Consider the following 19,577-nt stretch of genomic DNA (forward strand, 5'->3'; position numbering starts at 1 on the left):
CCTTCTTCTGTACGTGGAATTTCACCGTCTGGTTTGATTCCTATTCCTCTCAATTGTACTGATTCAGAAGCATTTACCGTGATAGTGCCGCCCACTCCTTCACTCAAAGTAGATGCTGCTATCTGTGCGCCATTGTCGGCAATCAAACGATTAGTGTTAATTACTAAACTTCCCCCAGCGCCACTTCCTTCTGTGGTGGCCAATAAACCGCTAGGAATTTCATTATACGCTGATACTGCCATTCCCCTTAATTCAACTATTTCTGAGGCATTTACTACTAAATTTCCTCCCTTACCTTCACTAAAAGTCGAAGCTGATATTGCCCCATCTTCTACTCTTAATCGTTTGGTTTCGATGAGCATATTTCCACCTGCTCCTGTGGCTGGTATAATTTCATTATTTTCATCTGCTGTTGGTATTACTTGACTAACTATGCTGCTAGAATAACCTGCACTATTTCCAGTTACTTCCACCACGTCAGAAGCAGTAATTACTAAATCACCCGCGTTACCAGGGCCAAAAGTAGAACTTGCTATTTGCGCTCCATCTAAAACAGCCAATCGATTTGTTTCAACAATCAAATTTCCACTATTTTTTATACCTTCAGACTGAGTATATAAGCCACTTGCAAATACTCCATCAGCTGAACTCCCAATTAATTCTACAGACTGAGAAGCTCGGATGCTAAGATTTCCTCCTTGACCTTCACCTGAAGCACTTGTTGATATTTGCGCTCCATCTCGTACAATCAATCGTCCCGTTTCAACAATCAAATTTCCCCCATCTCCCGTTGCTTTTGGCTTGACTTGAGAAAACAAACCACCAATAAAATTGCTATTAGTTGGGATCTCAGCTACTTCTACAGAATCTCTAGCGCGAACGGTCAAATCTCCTGCCTTTCCCGTTCCAAAAGTGAAAGCACCTACCTGTCCTCCATTCACAATTAATTGTCCAGTTTCAATTATTAAATTGCTACCTTTTCCTTCACCAAAACTCTGACTTAATAAGCTGCTACGAAACTGATTTTCATCAGAAGTGATGCCTATTATTTTTACAGAGTCAGTGGCTTTGATTGCGATGCTGCCTCCCTGTTCTGTTCCATCAGTTATTGCGAAAATTACCGACCCATCAGTTAGCGATACTTCTTTTGCCTGCACTTGTATTAACCCGCCATTTCCACTCACATCTATGGAAGCTGCACCTGATAGTTGAATGTTTCCATAATTAGGATTTCCTTCGGAAGCGTTAACTTGCAATTGTCTACTATTAATATCTAATAGTAACTGGCTATTGACTGCTGACCAAAGTTCAATCCTTCCCCCATTTGCTGTTAAATTTCCTCCCTCCAAAATTACATCGCCACCCAAGAGTGCTAAGGTGTTTCCTGGTTCTACTCTAAGGCCATCAGGTTTATTATCTCTAATAAGAGCTTCCCTATCATCTATTGTTAAATTGTGACCTGACCCCGTGACCTTAATTTTTCCTGGAGTTTCCCCAAATTGCAGCCCAACAGGGACATTTATTGTTAGTAAAGGAGGAGCTTGAGGATTAGTAGCACTAAACTGAGAGCCATCTTTAAACACAAAGCTGTTGGCTGTACTTGCTAAAAATGACCCCCCAATATTTAACCTGGCATTGGGGCTAAAAATAATTCCATTAGGATTGATTATAAATAAATTGATGGTGCTGTTAGCTTTCAGCAAGCCATCAATATTGGATACAGAACTACCAGTTACACGAGTAAAAATATTTTGGATTGTGGTAGCGTTGTTAAAGTAAGCAGTGCTGTTAGTAGGAACGGAGAACTCGCGAAAGCTGTGGAACAGATTATTACTGGAAGAGGTTCCACCTTCAATAATGAAGCTACTACCTTCCAAGTTGACCCTCGAATTTACAGGCAAGGTATTGTCAGGGACAATTTGCGCTGCTGCTTTTCCAGCTAGGGCATTGGAAAAGAAAGGAAATCCTAAAAGGTAAACTAAAATACAGACATTATTTCCTTTGATTTTTCTGTTTTTATCAGACACAATTCAATTAAATAAAAACGACGTTCTAGTAGATGTTTGAAATCATACTACTAAAAAATCTGCTTTTTAGTTAATAATTGTTAAGCTAGTTGCCAAAAAAAGAGCGATCGCACCTTGAGTTGAAAAAAACGCGATCGCTCATATAATTTAGATAGCAGATGTGATGCCAACTGCATCATTCCTAACTATTCTGGAATAACCGACCCCTGAAGAATTGCAATTGCCCCATCATAAATCGTCATCGTGCTGCTGCTCGGAGAACCCAAATCGTAAGCTGTATCTGGGTTTAAATTAATCACGACTGTCTCTTCTCCTCCTTCAAACACCGTATCATCAATAATGTTGATAGGAATCGTTGCTGTCGCAGAACCAGCCGGAATGATAATCTTACCGCCGAGCGGTTGATAATCTGTGCCATTAGTCGCCGTTCCTCCAACCGTATAATTTACTGACAGTGGAGTAGTTGTATCACCACGACGAGTAATTAGGAATTGACCAGAACTACGATCTACTTCTGGTATCACTGCTTGAACAGCACCTATGGAGAGGAGGGTTTTAGGTTGTCTGTCAACTCTAAAGTTACCTTCCTTGGCGAAAGGCGATCCACCGAAGGTATTATCTACAGCTTGCACGCTCCAGTAATAAGTACCGGGCGCTAAATAATTGAGAGTCCAATCAGTGTTTTGATTGACACTACCCATCTGTGCTACCTTTCGTGTGCCATCACCACTAGCGATCGGAGATATAATCTCAGAACCACCTGGAGTTGTTCCCACTCGCAAGTTATAAGTTAAGCCTTTTAGCGGCGTTTGTGTATCGGTGGATGGGTTCCACTTCAGGTTGATGGAATTGCCATTGACTGAGGCATTAAGGTCAGTGGGTACTGTTGGTATTGTATTCAGTTTAACTGTGTTGTTTTTGTAGACTTTAGCAACACTATCTGAACTACTCCATCCAGTTAAGACAATATCGAGGTTCCCATCATTATCATAGTCTCCCCATGCTGCTGAACCACGCTCAACACTGATTAAGCCAGCACCTATGTCGATAAAGTTTCCAGCATCATTCCGATATACTTGCGAAAATCTTTGAACTGAATTGTCAAAAGAAACTCCCGTTAATAGAATATCAAGGTCGCCATCGTTGTCATAGTCTCCCCATGCTGCTGAACTGTTTCCAACATTCTTGAGCGCTGCATTGATGTCAGTGAAGCTGCCTCCATCATTGCGATAGACTTTAGAAACAGTTTCTTCATCCCTATCTGTACCAGTTAACAAAATATCCAAATCGCCATCATTGTCATAGTCTCCCCATACAGCAGAACCAAATCTAACACCTGTTAGAGAACCTATTAAAGGAGCGTTGACATCGGTGAAACTGCCACCATCATTTCGATAGATTCTGGAAATTTCTCCATTGAGTTGTGACTCACCCGTCAAAAGAATATCAAGATCGCCATCATTGTCATAGTCTCCCCAAGCTACCGAACCTCGGCGAACCCCAGCGATAGAAGCGCCAATGTTGGTGAAGCTACCTTTATCATTTCGGTAGACTTTGGCTATTTTATTATCTGAACTATCTGTACCTGTCAGGAGAATATCAAGGTCGCCGTCGTTGTCATAGTCTCCCCACGCCGCCGAACTATAGGAAACGCCAGTCAGGGAAGCGCCAATGTCATTGAAGTTACCATTATCATTTCGGTAAACTTTAGAGTTTCCAGAACCTGTTAAAAGGATATCGATATCCCCATCATTGTCATAGTCCCCCCAGTCTACAGACCCACTCGAAACGCCTGTTAAAGATGCACCAAGATCGGTAAAGTTACCATTGTCATTTCGGTAAACTTTGGAGTTACCTGAACCTGCTAATAAAATATCAAGGTCGCCATCGTTGTCATAGTCTCCCCAGTCTGGAGAACTATTACCATCACCTGTGAAAGCAGCCCCTATGTCAGTGAATGCTTCTGGCAAGGTATCATTTTCAGCAATTACCACCGTAGCGTTATTTTTTGTGCCGATATTGTAGCCAGTAACAGAGTCAATATGTACTGTAACAGTTTCATCCTTTTCAAACAGAACATCATCAATAGGAGTGATAGAAATTGATGCTGAATCTTGTCCTGCTGGGATAGTAATGGTGCCAGTTATAAAAGCGTTGTAATCTGCTCCCTTAGTAGCTGTTCCGGCTACAGAATAGTTCACGATTAAATTGTCGTTATTACTGCCAGTACGGGTGAAGGTAAACTTACCAGTATCGTTACCGCTTTCGGCTGCATTAGCATCCGCAGCCATTACATTAACTGTCGGTTCAGTTCCGTAAATGTTTAGCTTCCAAGAGTTCCAATACCCTTCCATTTTGTTGCCGATCGCATCAAAAACCTGTAACTTCCACTCTCCCTTAGAAGACTCGCCCCAATAACGAGCAGATGTGAATGTCCAAGAAAATTCATCCTTGTTGATAGTGGTTAGATCTGGATCGTTAAGAATATCGTGTGGTGCTGCCAAAATTGACTCCATGCCACTGGGAGAGATCAGTTTCACTGTCAAGTCTCCCCAGTATTTCCAATCTATTGGAGTATCAGGCTTATTTTTAGAGTTGAAAACTACCTCAACCTTTTCGATACTAATATCTTTGTTGATGTAGATTTCTGATGAAACTCCTGTCTTTATGTCTCCGTTAGGAATAGGTTCTAAAACATTTTTCACCTTTTCTGGCTCGCTAAGGTCAAAAGTAACCTTGACTTCTGGTGCCAATGGAACCCGATTTGGATTAGCAGCTTCGCTCACCGCAGCAGCAGCATCAACAGCCCCAAAACCATATTTGTCATTAACCCAAAGTTTTGCTCCATTTTCCTGCCAACCAGAACTGGTTGTTTTTGGTTTCAGAGGATTAATTGTACCAAAATCATTTTTTCGGGAAGTCTTAACTAAAATGTCTTGTACGTCGCGCCAAGTAAGATTGGGATTGACATCTAACATTAAAGCTACAACACCAGATACTAAACCAGCAGCAGCTGATGTACCACCAAAGCGGCTAGAACTGTTGGTGTAACTGTCATTACTATAGCCCTGACCGTCTTTAAGATCGGTTGTAGTCACAGCGACGGGAGTGTTGTCAGGGTTATAAGAGCTAGAGTACGCTGAAACCAACAGTGGCGCACCGGGTTCGCTGTACCAACTTTGTTTACCATCATGGTCTATAGCGGCTACTGCGATCGCATACCGAGAATTAGCGAAGCCATTGTAGTTAACATTGCCACCAAAAAACTGGTCGTTTCCTCCCGCAAACACATAGATATTACCAAGTCCGTTTCGCCCAAACTTTGCTCCTGTTTGTAATGCTGTTATACTCATTGGCGGCTTATTTAGCCCGTCTTGTTCTTTCTAACTGTTGTTATAGATCTGAATAGCATCATTACGATAAGACAGCGCATCAGATATCTGTAGGTCTATAACTTCATCAGCAATTAAACGTAAGCCAGCTAAAGAAGCTTCGGGAGCCACACCAATTCCGCCAATGCTGTTGTTACCACTAGCAGCAATTAAACCTGCTACAGCAGTTCCGTGAGGATTGTAGGTGTTTAATTCTAGACCGAAACTGTTAAGTTTAGCCAAAAGTGAAAGATTATTGTTTGTAATTTTTAACTTCCACTTTCCTTTGACATATTGATTATCAAATTTAGATAGCAACATTTCTGGTTTATAGCTACCAGAAAACGGCGCGATGGCCTGAGTAATAGATTGACTAGCTTCGTCATCCAACCAAATCGGTTCGGAGAAACCACCACCATTGATACCTACATTATTCTTGAAGAGCGTAAGTGGGGAATCGTCGGGGTCTGTCCCTCCATTTGGTAGCCTGTTACGAGTAGCTCCTGTACCGATGAGAGGATTGAATATGTAACCATCTGGGCTATTCAGGTAAGCAGCTAAATCCTTAGCTCTATCATCTGTAATATCCAACAAAACGTTGATATCACTTATAACTCCCGTCAATGGAACATCGAGTAAAAATTCATTGTACTGAGAGTTACCATACGGGATATCTTTCTGAGAGTTATTTAAAACAATGGCCTTGTAAGTTGGCTCTGGATCGTTATCGTAGGCGTAATTTTGATTGATCGTTATCCAATCGGTGTCGATAGTTCCATCTAAATTGTTAGTTTCTTCTACTTTATAGAGTGGTTTATCCCTATAAGCATGACGACCATCCAAGTCTACTGTCTCATTAAAGTCGCGACTCAGATCCCTTACATACCGATTTTTCAAATCTGGGTGGGTATACTGCAAACCATCATCTACCACTCCGATAACTACACCTTTACCCCGCGCTAAGTTCCATGCCGGAATAACGTTCAAATCAGCGCCCAGAGTTCCACCAGTTTGCTGCTTGTTTTGCAAATGCCACTGGTTAGCAAAGAGCGGGTCGTTCGGTTCAGATTGTGGAATTAACCGAATGGGTATCAGCGGGTAAGCAAATTCTACTCCATTCAGCGCATTTAACTGCCCGGAAACTTGAGTAGGAGTAACATTTTGAGGAAATTCCCAAATATAAGTATTGGGTAACTGTCCACTAGCACCCCAATCGTAAGCGCCGATCGCTGCGGCTAAATTTTGGGAAGATTGACCGGGTGTTACCCCCACTACCCAACTTTTGGCTTTAGCTAGTTCTTCAGGAGTGTAATTTTGTATCTTAGCTGAATTGGCTATAGCTAGCCTAATTTCATCTGATAATCCACCTTCCCCCGGATCGGTAATTACAGAAAAGTTTTCGATTTCTGGGTTACTGTAACTTCCTGCTTTGTCTTGTGCGATCGCCCACAATTGATAACGACCCGGTGCTAAGTTATTCAAATCGTGACTGAAGTCGAATCTAGCGTTGCCTTGATTATCAGTTGTAAACTGGGTAACGTCGGGAATATCTAAGAAATCTGTACCGTCAGAAAGTTTCAACTTAAAATCTATTCTTTCTAAGTCGTTTCTTCCGTCTGCATCGAAAACTTTAGCGCCGTTGAAACTAATTGTCTCCTTATTAGTATAAAGAGGCAAAATGCTAAATCGCAAATCTTCTGGCGCTTTATTCAGCAGAGAAACGACTTTAAACTCAGCAGTGTCTTCATCTGTTGCGCCGGATTTATCGTATGCTTTCGCTTTAATTCGATAATTTCCAAGCTCTAACTGACAGAATGAAATATTAAAAGTTCCCCAGTTGTCTGCAATACCCACGAGTCCGACAGTATAATCGCCCAACTTTTTGTCATCTTTGTACAACTCCAAAGTTATTTTGTCCAGGTCGCTCGCTCCATTTCCATCGTATACTTTGGCATTCGGAAAAACGATCGGTTCGCCTATCTTGTAAGTTGGCAATAAGTTCAATTGCAATTGTTGTGGCGGCAAATTGGTTATTGGTGGTGTGGTAGGTTTACCGACGACGTTAAAGCTTTGAATCGCTTTATTAGAAACGCCGCCAGATTTATTGGATGCGATCGCCTCTAACCGATAATTCCCGTATGGTAAATCACTCCGCGAATAGTTGAAAGTTCCCCAACCATCTCCACTTTTGCTATCATCCGTGATATCGACAGTATATTTGTCCCAAAAGATGTTATCTTTATAAAATTCTAAATCTACTTTTTGTAAGCCGCTCTCTCCATTTTTATCGTATACTTTGGCATCTCCAATGCTCACTGACTGACCGATCGTGTAAGATGGTAATAAGTTAAATTGCAATTGTTCAGGCGGTGAATTTGGCGGTATTTCAACAGTTTTGCTGTAGACGGTAAAGTTTTTAATTACCTCATTACTAGAATCACCTGCTATATCATAAGCTACGGCTTTAATCTCATAACTGTCAGTCTCTTTTAATAAATCTGGTGATAAGGAGTGGCTGAAATTGGCAAAGTTATTATCTCCACTACCAGCGGTGAAACTGGTAACATCCGTAGTAATATGTTCCCAGATATCATTGTCCTTCTTTAAAAAGAAATCTACTTTAACTAAGTCACCCATGCCGTCAGTATCATAAACTGTACCTCCAGTGATACTGACTATTTCGCCGATATTGTAAGTATCTTGGGAAATGTTAAATTGCAATTCTTTCGGAGCAGCATTAACCCGAAACTCCTTAACTACCTCGTTGCTTTGTTGTGTAGAGTCGAATGCGATCGCCTTGAGTTCGTAACTCCCCGCTGCTACATTCTTCAAAGAATAGTTGAAGCTTGTCCAGTCCTCCTTCACCGTAAAAGTATCTTTAGTCGCATCGTTGATATCAACCCAGCCAAAATCTTCCTTTCTCTTTAACCAGAAATCTACTTTGTTCAAGTCTCCATTTTCGTCATAAACTTTAGCATCAGTAAGATCGATCGTCTCACCCGCTTTATAGATTGTCTTGGTGGTGAATTGCAAAAACTGAGGAGGCGTGTTGATGTAAGCAATTAAATCCTCCACCACCTTGGTTTTGCGCCAATCTTTATCGGGAGCGATTACATCATTTAACTTAATCGCTTTTCCTGTAGCACCAGTGATCCGAAAAACTAGATCGTTATAATCCTTATCCGAACCCTCATCAACTCGCTTATCCTCCATGACAAAAGTTTTGCCATCACCCGTCACATCTGCAATTTGTCCAACATGAAACGCCTCGTTAGGATTAGCAGTCACCAGGGAGAATAACGGACGTTTTGCTCCACCGAGATTGGGATTATTAAATACTTCCTGTATGCTACCATTAGGGACAAGCATGAAACCAAATTTATCCCCCGGTTTCATAGCGAATGTTTTAACATTTTTGTATTCGCCACTGTTATAGTTATCTCCCCAAGGAAAAGTAGGGCTGAACTTAGCGCCTTCCATAGCGTCTGCGATCGCTACATAACCTTCTGTTGAGTTACTCAGCGAGCGCCTTGCAGCTTCTTTAATAAATGCTTGCGAACCAGGAGAAAATGACTCTATTCCTGTCAAACTGAAAATGGCCAACTCACCCTGATACCAACCACCATCAGTTAAGTAATCAACTCCCACTTGTCCCGTTTGTCCGACGGTAAAAAATCCCGATTCCACGTTTAAGCTGGTGATGGGGTCAACGTTCAGTGTATAGTTGGTATCGCCGTTGGTTTGAGAAATCTGAAAAGAATAGTCTCCTGCTGCCACATTATAAAGGTTAATTGCTTCCAGATTTGTGGAATTAAGAGAACCATTTTGAATAACTTTTCCCAATCTGTCTTGAAATTGCCAATCAACTGGGTTGGTTATCCCTAAAAACGATAACTTTAAACTGCCGGAATCGCTTAATTTAAAGTTGTATGTATCGTTTGGATAGCTAATTTCTAAAGCATCTGTTGCTTTGTAGGAACTGTCAAGTAAGCCGATCTCGAAGGTTGACATTTTTTAGTTGTTAAATTTGCTCGTTTTTACTTGATTTAACCGGATTTGGTAGCACTAAATTATGGCTATCTCGCTTCAGAAAAACTTGTACTTGACCTGACAATTTTGCCTGAGTCTATCTCTCAGATCGGTCAGAGCCAAAATGATTTTATTTTAAATAGTGGAAACCTTTAAGATTCTCTTAACCCTGATAGAAAAAGTGCAATTTTCAGGTTATTCTATTGTTTGACTGGTAGGCTAATAAGCATAAAAACACTACAATTAGTTTAATTTTTAACAACGTATATATCTTCCGTATATCTACGTAAAATTACGAACTTTAAGAAAGCTTTATAATTTAATTGGTAAATTAAAGCTTTCGTGAAGCTAGCAGTAACGTCAACAAAACCCGAATAGTTTTGGCTACCGTTCAAACTGCCAATATCAATAGTGGACATTTCCCTAGTTCCCAAGAAACTCAATAGTTTGTATAGGAGTGTGAAGAAAGAGGCAGCTTACACCCTCCTATTTCTCTCTCAGGCAAACCTTCCGCTTTTTATGCGGAAACTGGAATTTTGTTACAAAACTTTACTTGGAATCTTGTAATGTCCAACTCTATGACAGCTACCTGAGTTACACTGCTCGCAGTTAGTGCAGCAGGCTAGTTGCCTTTTCTCACCCAAAACTCACTTAAATAGAAAATATAATACAATTAATGTCAATAGTTGTAAATTATTGTTACAAAAATCGATAAAAGTGGAGAAGGAAATGATACTATCATCGGCGATTTAGGTGTTGATCGACTAGCTGGTAATGCAGGTAGCGATTTGTTTGTACTCAGAACGGATACGGCTACATCAGACAAATTCGGTGCGGATGTGATTCTGGATTTTGCTAAGTCTAGCGATCGCATTGCCTTAACTGGCACTCTGACAGAAGCAGACTTGATACTTCAAAGCTTCAGTCAACCAATTCAAGAGCTTTTAAGTAAACAGGTAATCGTTAAAAATTCCGCACAAATAAGACTATTATGTTTAATCTTTTGTGTGCATAAAAATTATTTTTTGGGGTATAAAATTACTTAGGGCAACCGCCAAAGGGGTTAGGACGCAAGTGGAACATTCACGTCATAGCCGATGCCTTCCATATTGTCTAAACTTAGAAATAAATTAAATTAGAACAAGTACAGAAGAAGCATAACCATTACCAGCCAGAAATTTCCAAGAATTCATTTTGAAAGCAAAGATGAGTTTCTGGCTCAAAACAAACAAAAACAATCGTCCCGATCGCGCTAGATCTTAAAAGAAAGCGACTGGTTTGGGCAAAAGCAATTGCAGCCGCAAGCTGGGCTGGAAAACCCATTGCTCCCGTCCCAATAGCTGGAAAAGCAATACTCCGCAGCGAATGCTGTAAAGCTATAGCAACCGCCAGGGCGGTTAGGGCATCCTAAAAGGCCAGAACCAATTCACAGCAAGCATTTCACTTTTGATTTTTGACTTTTGACTTTTGACTTTTGCTATAATTCCAAACAACGGCGGTAACATTGTGCTAAGATTTCTCCCTCTCCATAAGAGCCACCGCGCCAAGGTGGACAAACTGCATGAATCACCCAAGGTGTCGGCAAATTATAGCCCGGAGTAATTTTGGCATCGCCTTCCTCACAATCACCTAAACGGCGACATTCTTCCAGAAGTTCTGGCCCAGCAGCTAGGTGAATCGCACTGGATATGGCACCGGAATTGGATAGGTAGCGATCGCAGGAGTTAACGATCGCATCGACTCCTAAATCTTCAGTAATATTCCCCAATATAGGTACTTCTAAGTCGGCTAGTGCCTCGGCTTCTGGCTCACTCATCGGAAGATCGGGATTATTGAGCAACTGCTGTCTTGTCTGCTGCAATACAAGGCTTGCGCTTAAGTAATTCCCTCCATCCACCAGTTTGACAGCTTCTTTCTTGGCACGTGCTGTCATCATTAAAATCGCTTGCTGTCTTACCTCAGAATTAAACGGAAATTCCTCTAATTGTGCAGCATTGACAACGGGTAAGCGTAATGCAACGCGGACTTGTTGTGACTGTGGTTGTTCGGGGTCGTTCCAACTGAGGCGAAAATAACATAAATCTATTTCTTCTCTCATGGCTGGCACTTTCAGCCGCACAACTACATCAACTGGATTACCAATTACTAAATTAGGTAAGCGAAACCGACCATTTTGGTTGACATCTAACTGATTGAGTACTTCCACCATTTCTACTTCGTTCTGGGGCTCAATTCCCAAGGTGACATTTGTGCCAACTGTCGCCATTAAACCCAGTAATTCTTGTTGAAAAATACTTGGCAATTGTTCGGGAGATTGAATGTAATAATAATTGCCATCCCCACTCCGCGCCATTGTTTCTAGCAAGTCTTCGTTGTAATCATCACCAATTCCCATTGTGCTGGTACTGACACCTTGTTTTGTTAAACGGTTGACATCAGAGGCAATTACATCGGGATTGGTTTCACCTACATTGGCTAGTCCATCGGATAAGAGAATGACTCGATTTAGATGTTCTGGGTTAATAATTCTGATTAAAACATCTAGAGTGGTGGCCCGCTCGGAACAAACGGCTGCCCGCAAAGGGGTAAGCTGTATTTCCATATTCGATCTCCTCGATATTTGGATATTTAGATCTCAATATTTCTGGCTCGGTAGCACTTATGCACGCCTTGCCAACCAAGCCAAATTTCTCACTTTTTTGTAGTAATGCTTGTAAGTATCAGCGTAGAGCTTTAGGAGGAATATGGTTCTTAATTGGTTCTGGGAAATCGAACTCAACCGCACTGGGCCAGATTACTTATTTTTTGCTACTTTCCAGCCCACTAACGCGCCACAGCTAGCTGAAGAAGTCAGACAATACCCTCTGCCTGGATTCAAACATTACAGAACCACGAATTCCCCTTGTTGGTTGCATAACCATAACGCTAGTTACGATTTATATGTCGATGAATATCACTATGAACAGGTAATCGCAAACATAGAGGGTAAAAACGCTGGAAACGTTTGGATTTACGATTTAATTACAGTCTGCGGCTCTGATTTAAAAATAGAGCGCGGTTATGGCGGCGCTCTAGGGGGAGAGATTGAAACTGACCTCATCGTAAAGCTCTCCTACTTACCAAATTTGACGATGCTCAAATGGGCAGTTGTGTATGGTGGCGATGGGTATAACTATACAAACATGGCTACTGGCACGAGTACAGCAGAATTGTTAGATTACTTGCAGCCCTACCACTGAGGCGCTCTCGTTGAAAGCATTACGCCCAGGGCTCACGCATCCGGCATTAAGCTTCTTGTGAGTGCGTGAGCCTAACCGATCTACTCAATCATGTAGCTCACACCTCCAACCCACCTCTAGTGTGTCCGTAGGAAGATGTTGCGAACTTTTACTTGCATTTGAATTGGCTCATAGCCATATGCACTTAAGCAATAGCTGGCTTTTCAAGGAGAAAAGATGTCAGAAAGTGCGTCAAACACACAAAAAATGCTATACCGAACTCTCGGCAGTACAGGAGAGAAAGTTTCTGCTTTAGGATTGGGAGGTTGGCACCTCAGCTTGAAGCACGTTGACGAGCAACTGGCGATTCGGATTGTTCGCACTGCGATCGATCGCGGCATCACCTTTATGGATAACAGTTGGGATTACAACGGTGGAGCGAGCGAAATTCGCATGGGGAAAGCGCTACGCGATGGCTACCGAGATAAAGTGTTCCTGATGACCAAAATTGACGGTCGCTCCAAAAAAGAAGCCACAAGGCAGCTAGATGAATCACTGCAACGCTTGCAAGTCGATTGTATCGATCTCGTCCAACACCACGAAATCATCCGGTATGAAGACCCGCATCGAGTGTTCGATGAAGAAGGGGCAAATCCCGCCTTGATGGAGGCGCGTGAAGCGGGCAAACTCCGATACATCGGTTTTACCGGACACAAAGACCCTCAAATTCATCTGCATATGCTGGAAGTTGCAGCCGAGCGCAACTTTAAGTTTGATGCAGTTCAAATGCCATTGAATGTGATGGATGCCCACTATCGAAGCTTCGCAAAGCTAGTTGTACCAGAACTGGTCAAACACAACATTGGTATTCTGGGGATGAAAAGCATGGCAAACGGGTCAATTTTACGGTCAAATACAGTCACAGCCATTGAGTGTCTGCACTATGCTTTGAATCTGCCCACATCAGTTGTGATTACCGGAATTGACAGCATGGAAATTCTCGACCAAGCATTAGAAGCGGTGCGTACATTCCAGCCAATGAATGACCAAGAGGTACGAGATCTGTTAGCAAAAACCGCTTCATCGGCATCAGGCGGCTCGTTTGAGCCGTTCAAAACTTCATCAATTTACGACGGTACTGCCCAGAATCCAGATTGGCTGGGAGAGGAACCACAACGGATTCAACAATTGATGTCAGCGCGACCGTAATAGAGCGATCGGCATCTTCAACTAGGATATTCTAAGAAGCTTATTTGGTTGGAATACTTGGGAGAGCTTTCACGTGTGAGGACATGAAATCTATATCGAACTTGTCGAGAAATCCCTACTCGTCAAGTCGAGATACCATATAGATATAAGGGTTGATATTAGTCACCATTTAAATTGCATAGCTTGCTCTCAGTAGGCTAGCTATTTCTTACCTTGAAATAAACGCTCGTGAAAAAGCCCCTACAAAAAAACTTTTACCTAAACCTAAACCAATTAATGAGTATGAATTTATTATTAGGACAGACCACAAACGTTTTGTTGTTTGACTGTGCCAGTGCTGCTTGTGACATTGCATTTATGCTCGACGGTCAATGGGATGGTTGCAACGGTATTGTCATCCCTTCATATGACGAAGTAGCTGTTAACACAGCAGCTAAGTTGGTAGGAGCGTCCTGGTGTCATCAAGGAGCTTCAAGTCCCCTGTTAGCTAGATTGAATACCGATGAACTTTTGAGGCGATACGCAGCAGGTGAAAGGAATTTCGCTAACGCTAACTTAAGGTGTGCTGTTCTTGGCGAGGAGAAATTAAGTCAATGCAACTTAACTTACGTGAAATTGAATTTTGCTAACCTAAGTAGAGTAAATTTTAGTGGAGTGGACTTAACATCGGCAGACTTGAGCGACGCTTCTTTAAATGGAGCCAATCTGAGTCAAGCTTCTCTTTATAGAACTCTCCTGATTAGGACAAATCTTAGCGAAGCTAACTTAAGAGGCGCTAATCTTTTCAAAGCTTCCTTAAATGATGCTTGCCTTCATCGGGCAGATTTGACAGGAGCGAATTTGACGAATGCCGATTTAAGAGGGGCTATTCTTGATGAAGCTACCTTGACTGGAGCTAACTTAACCGGAGCCAAGCTCACACAAGGACAGTTATCTTCCTGACGAAGTTACCACAAATTAGGATAACGATCGCAAGCAATCCCGTTTAGGTCGCCGCTCTCAGATTATCATCAAACAAAATATTGCATTCGCTCTCAGTTTTATTGTCCTGCTTTTAGCCGCCAATTTGACTGGCTATATCACTATGCCATTAGAAGTAATTGGGCATTTAGATAATCAAGAGAATTGAATTCAAAAATGGGATAACACATATTGAGAATTTTTCAACAAACTTTGTCTATGCCTAGATTGAGAACTCTAAAAGAGAAGTTCGATTTACCCCTGAAGTTTTGGATTATAGCGCTGATTGCCTTTATCAACGCCGTCAGCTTCACAATTATCATACCCATGTGGTTTCCGATTATTAAAGAAGTGATATCTCGTCAAATAAAGTAAAGCCGGGGAGTCAACTGATTATTGCTCTAGATAGAACCCAGTGGAAAGAAACTAATGTTTTGATGGTGAGTGCAATTCATCAAAAAAGAGCTTTCCCCATATTCTGGATGTTGTTGGATAAAAAAGGAGCCTGTAACTTAATTGAACTCTCAACAAGTGTTACGTCCGGTAATCCGGCTGTTACGAAAATATAAATTAATCATTATTTGGGATAGAGAATTTCAGAGTATAGAACTGGCGCAATGGTTACAACGTCAGCATCTTGGCTTTGTACTTCGGCCAAAATACACGACAACTTTTCGCAAAAAAAAACAACCTTTTTAACCTTTAAGCAATATCCCAATTCAACCGGGTATTCATTTATTCTACGAGGATATTAGTTTGACGCAAAAGAAGGGCTTTAATCGGTTTAATTTAGCCGTTTCCTGGAAGAGAAAATATAAAAATAAACAAGAGTCAGAGCCTTGGTATTTGTTGACTAATCTGCCAAATTTGAAAAATGCAATTCGTGTTTATAGTCAACGTTATGGCATCGAAGCCATGTTTAAAGATTGTCAAACTGGCGGTTATAATCTCGTTCGCGAAGCGTTCCCGAAGGGTAGCTTCTCAAGCATCACCTAATAGATTAATTAGCTTGATATTATTAATTGCTTTGGCGATGACTTCCGCTTGGTTACAAGGTAAAAGAACTAAGCTACAAGGCAAACAAAAATATGTTTGTCGTCTGACAGAACCCGGTAGAACTAGAAGGAGACATAGTAACTTTTGGATCGCCCTTTATGGGGAAAATGGGTTAATCGCTTTCTACTCGTGCCAATCATGGGTCGAACAAATGCTTAATTATACTCCCAACAAAAAATCATTTTATCAACAAGGTTTGAGAGCTATAACCCTGCTCCAGCAACCTCTCTAGCTTCGTTGTCGCCCCCTGAAGATCGCAAGTCACTTATGGAGAAGCTATCCAATTGCAGGTTCGACGTTACAAGCGTACTTTGTTGCATGGTGTCGCTTACGAACCTTTTTTGAGAACGGCTTAACAAGAAGGGATGGCAGGCAATACCTAAAAAGCACAGACAAGCAGTTGTGCAAGCAAACAGAGCGGTCATAGCGCGTGATACTCTATATATAGAAAAAATCCTCTTGTCAGTTCTCGTACTTCCAGATGTAGTTCGATGGCCCGATGCTTGCCATAACCGTGCGATCGCATTATCGATCGACTACTCCCTACTGTACAAAAGCTTTGAAGCAAAGACTGCATGCAAGGCCAAGGTTATTAAAGTCTTCGTCTGCGGTTAGCTCCTGCAACAACTAAGCACAAAAGCCCTTAATTTCAAGTATAAAGGCTACGTATTTAATGGATTAGATACGTAGCCTTTATACTTGAATATATACTAAGGTTAATAATTCGATCGCGGCGCTATGACTACAAACGACGAAAGAAAAGGCGACACAACCAGTTTTACGCTAGCTCGCTTGTATGCCCTTGGATTAGCCGTCAATCGAAATCCGGTGAAGCAATCTCATATAAAAACCATCGTTCTGTTCGTGATTAACATCATCGGAATATTTCTAACAATCGCAGCCGTCAGCAACCCCACCAAGGAAGAGTATCTCGACGAGGCATCCGATCGCTTTCGAGGCTGGATAGTTGCGCCTGCGAACAATGTTTGTACTAGGGGAGATCTCAATCTACCTATACTATCGCCTAGAGATAGTCAACAGATATGCCAAGGCTTAGTAGATTTGTGGTCTATCGGGGTGGGAATTACAGCTAACGAAAAGACGAAGTTAGCTATTGACAGTGTAACTAGGCGTAAAAACTATGTTTTCTTTTCAGTGTACGAAACTGATTTGCAATCGCTCAGCCAATTCGATGCAATTGGAATCACTAAACAGAAAACTCTAGGTATCTTCGGTAATTTTTTCGTAATAAAACAGGAACAACAGCAATAATTACAAACAAAAAAGTGAGGGTTTTGATAGGATGTTTAGGTATTTGACTACTCTCCAAGATTTTTACTAAAACTTCTTTTTCTCAAGCAACAGTCGGCACAATTCGTTTGAATTTACTGAATTTGGGAGCGAGAATTACTGTGAGTGCTAAACGAATTTTAATCGCGATTACCAGTGCTTGTCCCTCGCAAGATATTTGGTCTATTGCTTACTTTAGAATTCAAGGAATTCAGGATACTGGTTGAATTTTTGACAGTAACTTGCTCAACTTCATAGCTCGTCAATGACTGACCATATATGCAGTCTATTTTCTGATGAAAAGTTTTTTTAATTAAGGATGATAAACAGCAAGAAGCACTGCAAAAGCGGTTGTTAAAACTATTAAATAAACGGGAGGATCAAATTCGATTTTATCCTTGAAGCGAGCGGCCTATTTGCCGGAGTTGGGGGATTGGACTATGGAATGGAAGCGGCTGGGTTTGAAGCCCTATCAATCGAAAAAGACCCCCTTGTTTTTTGCAGTCTCACTTAATTTTTTACATAAATTTTTCAATTTTTTGACAGAGTTGGCTAACGTAGTATACTAGATATTTTGCTTCGTTCAACCACTGTAGAAAGTATTTATTCATACTCAATTAAGGGTTTTCCCCTTTGCTTGTGCTGTCGATCTGGAAAATCTCTTTTGTATATTGAGTACAGATCTTCAAGAGTAAAGTTAAGGGCAGGATCGAGTAGAGACAACTCAGGTATGAGTGGTTCTGCTCCTTGCGCGAGCGCTTTCAACCTTTTTTCGGAAATGCCACTTACTTCTGACAATTCAGACAGATTTTGCAATTTAATTAATTGTGCAATGCTTGGTTTAGCGGTATTTTTGTCATCTTTTCCACTTATAGCCAATAACCATTCTTGCATATTACCTGGTTTTGGTCTGGGCAGCCCCAAGTTTTCTACTGCTTCCCAGAACTCAATGGCCGTTACGATAGCAGAGCGCACCAAAGAGCCAGTTGATACCTTCGGATCGTTTGTCCACGTTGTTAACTTCTCTTTCAAACCAGTGATGTCCACTGTGATGCGATCGCGTTTGTCTTCTGACATTTATAAACCTCCATCATAACCAAGTTACACGATCGCTGTGACGTTTGCATTTATTTATCTCACTGTTGATGACAAATACATCAAGAGTGATTACAATGTCATCAGACAGGATATACTGTTATCCAACCCGGTGCATCCGACCAAGATCGCCACCGGGTTGGAAATACCAACCGAGGCACCAAACAAAAAAACGGATTTCTATAATGACACACTCAGCCGATTTCAGCATCTCCACCAACCGTCGCCCCCAAGCAATCAGCCTATTCGCCGGAGTAGGAGGCTTGGACTATGGAATGGAAGCGGCTGGGTTTTCCATAGCCCTAGCAGTAGAAAAAGACCCCCACACAGCAGCCCAGTATCAGCAAAACTTCCCCAAAACTCCCGTACTGTGTGCCGACATCAGCCAACTTAGTAGCCAAGAAATCCGCAATCACATCAACCCTCAGAGAAACACATATATAGACCTAGTAGTGGGTGGCCCATCATGCCAAGGATTCTCGCGAATCGGCAAACGCGACCCCCAAGACTCACGCAATCAAGGAGTATCCCACTTCGTCCGCCTCATCGGAGAACTCCATCCCCGCGCCTTCCTCATGGAGAACGTTGCCTCCATGAGAGACTCACGCTACGCAGAACTCATCAACAACTGCTGGCAGCAACTACTTTCCTACGGATACCAAATCCAAGAATGGAAACTCAACGCCGCCAACTACGGAGTACCCCAATCCAGAGAACGCCTGTTCTGGGTAGGTTGCCTAGATACCTTCATACCCCCACCAGCCCCAGTAGAACAGCGAATAACAGTCTATGATGCGCTAGCTGATTTACTACCCCTAGAGCCGCTACTAAGCCTAGATAAAGACATCCTCGAAACAAACAGGCAACCAGGGAAATACAGCCAATACCTCAACACCATCTTCACCCCACCACCATCCTGGAACCCCCACAGACTATCTGGCTGCACCCTCACCAATCACTCCCCATCCGTCATCGAAAGATTCATCACCACACCAACCGGAGAAACAGAACCAATCAGCCGCCTTTATCGCTTGGACTACCAGGGCCAATCCACCACCCTAAGAGCCGGAACTGCAAGCGAACAAGGAGGACACACAGCACCCCGCCCCATCCACCCAGAATTCCCCAGAGTCATCACAGTACGAGAAGCCGCCAGACTATCCTCATTCCCCGACTGGTTCCAATTCCATCCCACCAAATGGCGAGGACACCGACAAATCGGCAACGCCGTACCACCCCTGCTAGCGCGTGCAGTGGGAATGCAACTAATCAACGCCCTAGTTACAACACCATCAACAGACAAGGGAGACAAGGGGGACAAG

Annotated in this window: 13 protein-coding genes and 2 pseudogenes; 9 read left to right on the forward strand and 6 right to left on the reverse strand. The window is 42.2% G+C overall.

Going from position 1 to position 19,577, the window contains the following annotated elements:
• The 3 genes and pseudogenes from LAY57_RS31220 to LAY57_RS31230 form a co-directional block, all read right to left on the reverse strand.
• On the reverse strand, positions 1-2,027 hold a 2,027-nt coding region (locus LAY57_RS31220), incomplete at its 3' end, for a two-partner secretion domain-containing protein (RefSeq protein ID WP_249071085.1).
• Between the two features lie 185 nt (positions 2,028-2,212).
• Positions 2,213-4,381: an FG-GAP-like repeat-containing protein gene (locus LAY57_RS31225; protein ID WP_338022527.1), complete on the reverse strand. Its 2,169-nt coding sequence runs from the start codon at positions 4,379-4,381 to the stop codon at positions 2,213-2,215.
• Positions 4,358-9,409: pseudogene (locus LAY57_RS31230) on the reverse strand (S8 family serine peptidase); the annotation flags it as partial. The pseudogene LAY57_RS31230 and the gene LAY57_RS31225, both read right to left, overlap by 24 nt.
• A 725-nt stretch (positions 9,410-10,134) precedes the next feature.
• On the opposite strand from LAY57_RS31230, the gene LAY57_RS31235 reads away from it, so the two are divergent.
• A complete protein-coding gene (locus tag LAY57_RS31235; protein ID WP_420839161.1) occupies positions 10,135-10,473 on the forward strand; it encodes a M10 family metallopeptidase C-terminal domain-containing protein in 339 nt (112 codons plus the stop codon).
• A gap of 118 nt (positions 10,474-10,591) precedes the next feature.
• Here the strand turns inward: LAY57_RS31235 and LAY57_RS36705 are convergent, their stop codons facing one another.
• Positions 10,592-10,819 (reverse strand): macro domain-containing protein, encoded by a 228-nt coding sequence (locus LAY57_RS36705; RefSeq protein ID WP_420839162.1) that lies wholly within the window; start codon positions 10,817-10,819, stop codon positions 10,592-10,594.
• 85 nt (positions 10,820-10,904) lie between these two features.
• The gene (locus tag LAY57_RS31240) at positions 10,905-12,029 is read right to left on the reverse strand and encodes a macro domain-containing protein (protein ID WP_249071087.1); all 1,125 of its coding nucleotides are present in this window, start codon (positions 12,027-12,029) and stop codon (positions 10,905-10,907) included.
• 142 nt (positions 12,030-12,171) lie between these two features.
• Between LAY57_RS31240 and LAY57_RS31245 the strand changes: the two genes are divergently transcribed.
• From LAY57_RS31245 to LAY57_RS31275, 7 genes and pseudogenes are all read left to right on the forward strand, one after another.
• Positions 12,172-12,666 (forward strand): hypothetical protein, encoded by a 495-nt coding sequence (locus LAY57_RS31245; RefSeq protein WP_249071088.1) that lies wholly within the window; start codon positions 12,172-12,174, stop codon positions 12,664-12,666.
• A gap of 216 nt (positions 12,667-12,882) precedes the next feature.
• Complete coding sequence (locus LAY57_RS31250; RefSeq protein ID WP_249071089.1) at positions 12,883-13,854, forward strand: aldo/keto reductase; 972 nt, start codon at positions 12,883-12,885, stop codon at positions 13,852-13,854.
• A gap of 282 nt (positions 13,855-14,136) precedes the next feature.
• On the forward strand, positions 14,137-14,796 hold the full coding sequence (locus LAY57_RS31255; RefSeq protein ID WP_249071090.1) for a pentapeptide repeat-containing protein: 660 nt from the start codon (positions 14,137-14,139) through the stop codon (positions 14,794-14,796).
• 237 nt (positions 14,797-15,033) lie between these two features.
• Entirely contained in the window at positions 15,034-15,189 is a 156-nt protein-coding gene (locus LAY57_RS31260; RefSeq protein WP_249071091.1) for a hypothetical protein, read from the forward strand.
• Between the two features lie 381 nt (positions 15,190-15,570).
• Positions 15,571-15,810 (forward strand): hypothetical protein, encoded by a 240-nt coding sequence (locus LAY57_RS31265; RefSeq protein ID WP_249071092.1) that lies wholly within the window; start codon positions 15,571-15,573, stop codon positions 15,808-15,810.
• A gap of 798 nt (positions 15,811-16,608) precedes the next feature.
• Positions 16,609-17,142 carry a DUF4359 domain-containing protein gene (locus tag LAY57_RS31270; protein WP_249071093.1) on the forward strand — a complete coding sequence of 178 codons (534 nt, stop codon included), beginning with the start codon at positions 16,609-16,611 and terminating at the stop codon, positions 17,140-17,142.
• Between the two features lie 68 nt (positions 17,143-17,210).
• Positions 17,211-17,387 (forward strand): annotated as a pseudogene (locus tag LAY57_RS31275) (transposase); the annotation flags it as partial.
• A 376-nt stretch (positions 17,388-17,763) separates the two neighbouring features.
• Here LAY57_RS31275 and LAY57_RS31280 read toward each other — a convergent pair.
• Positions 17,764-18,237 (reverse strand): hypothetical protein, encoded by a 474-nt coding sequence (locus LAY57_RS31280; protein ID WP_249071094.1) that lies wholly within the window; start codon positions 18,235-18,237, stop codon positions 17,764-17,766.
• 203 nt (positions 18,238-18,440) lie between these two features.
• On the opposite strand from LAY57_RS31280, the gene LAY57_RS31285 reads away from it, so the two are divergent.
• On the forward strand, positions 18,441-19,577 hold a 1,137-nt coding region (locus LAY57_RS31285; RefSeq protein WP_249071095.1), incomplete at its 3' end, for a DNA cytosine methyltransferase.

The organism is Argonema antarcticum A004/B2 (genome assembly GCF_023333585.1).
GTDB classification, from domain to species: domain Bacteria; phylum Cyanobacteriota; class Cyanobacteriia; order Cyanobacteriales; family Aerosakkonemataceae; genus Argonema; species Argonema antarcticum.

What these genes read in the sequence shown, in the direction of transcription:
- LAY57_RS31245 (WP_249071088.1), top strand. Translation starts at nt 12,172, where the DNA reads ATGGTTCTTAATTGGTTCTGGGAAATCGAACTCAACCGCACTGGGCCA.
- LAY57_RS31255 (WP_249071090.1), top strand. Translation starts at nt 14,137, where the DNA reads ATGAATTTATTATTAGGACAGACCACAAACGTTTTGTTGTTTGACTGT.
- LAY57_RS31240 (WP_249071087.1), bottom strand. Translation starts at nt 12,029, where the DNA reads ATGGAAATACAGCTTACCCCTTTGCGGGCAGCCGTTTGTTCCGAGCGG.
- LAY57_RS31260 (WP_249071091.1), top strand. Translation starts at nt 15,034, where the DNA reads ATGCCTAGATTGAGAACTCTAAAAGAGAAGTTCGATTTACCCCTGAAG.
- LAY57_RS31250 (WP_249071089.1), top strand. Translation starts at nt 12,883, where the DNA reads ATGTCAGAAAGTGCGTCAAACACACAAAAAATGCTATACCGAACTCTC.
- LAY57_RS31280 (WP_249071094.1), bottom strand. Translation starts at nt 18,237, where the DNA reads ATGTCAGAAGACAAACGCGATCGCATCACAGTGGACATCACTGGTTTG.
- LAY57_RS31225 (WP_338022527.1), bottom strand. Translation starts at nt 4,381, where the DNA reads ATGGAAGGGTATTGGAACTCTTGGAAGCTAAACATTTACGGAACTGAA.
- LAY57_RS31270 (WP_249071093.1), top strand. Translation starts at nt 16,609, where the DNA reads ATGACTACAAACGACGAAAGAAAAGGCGACACAACCAGTTTTACGCTA.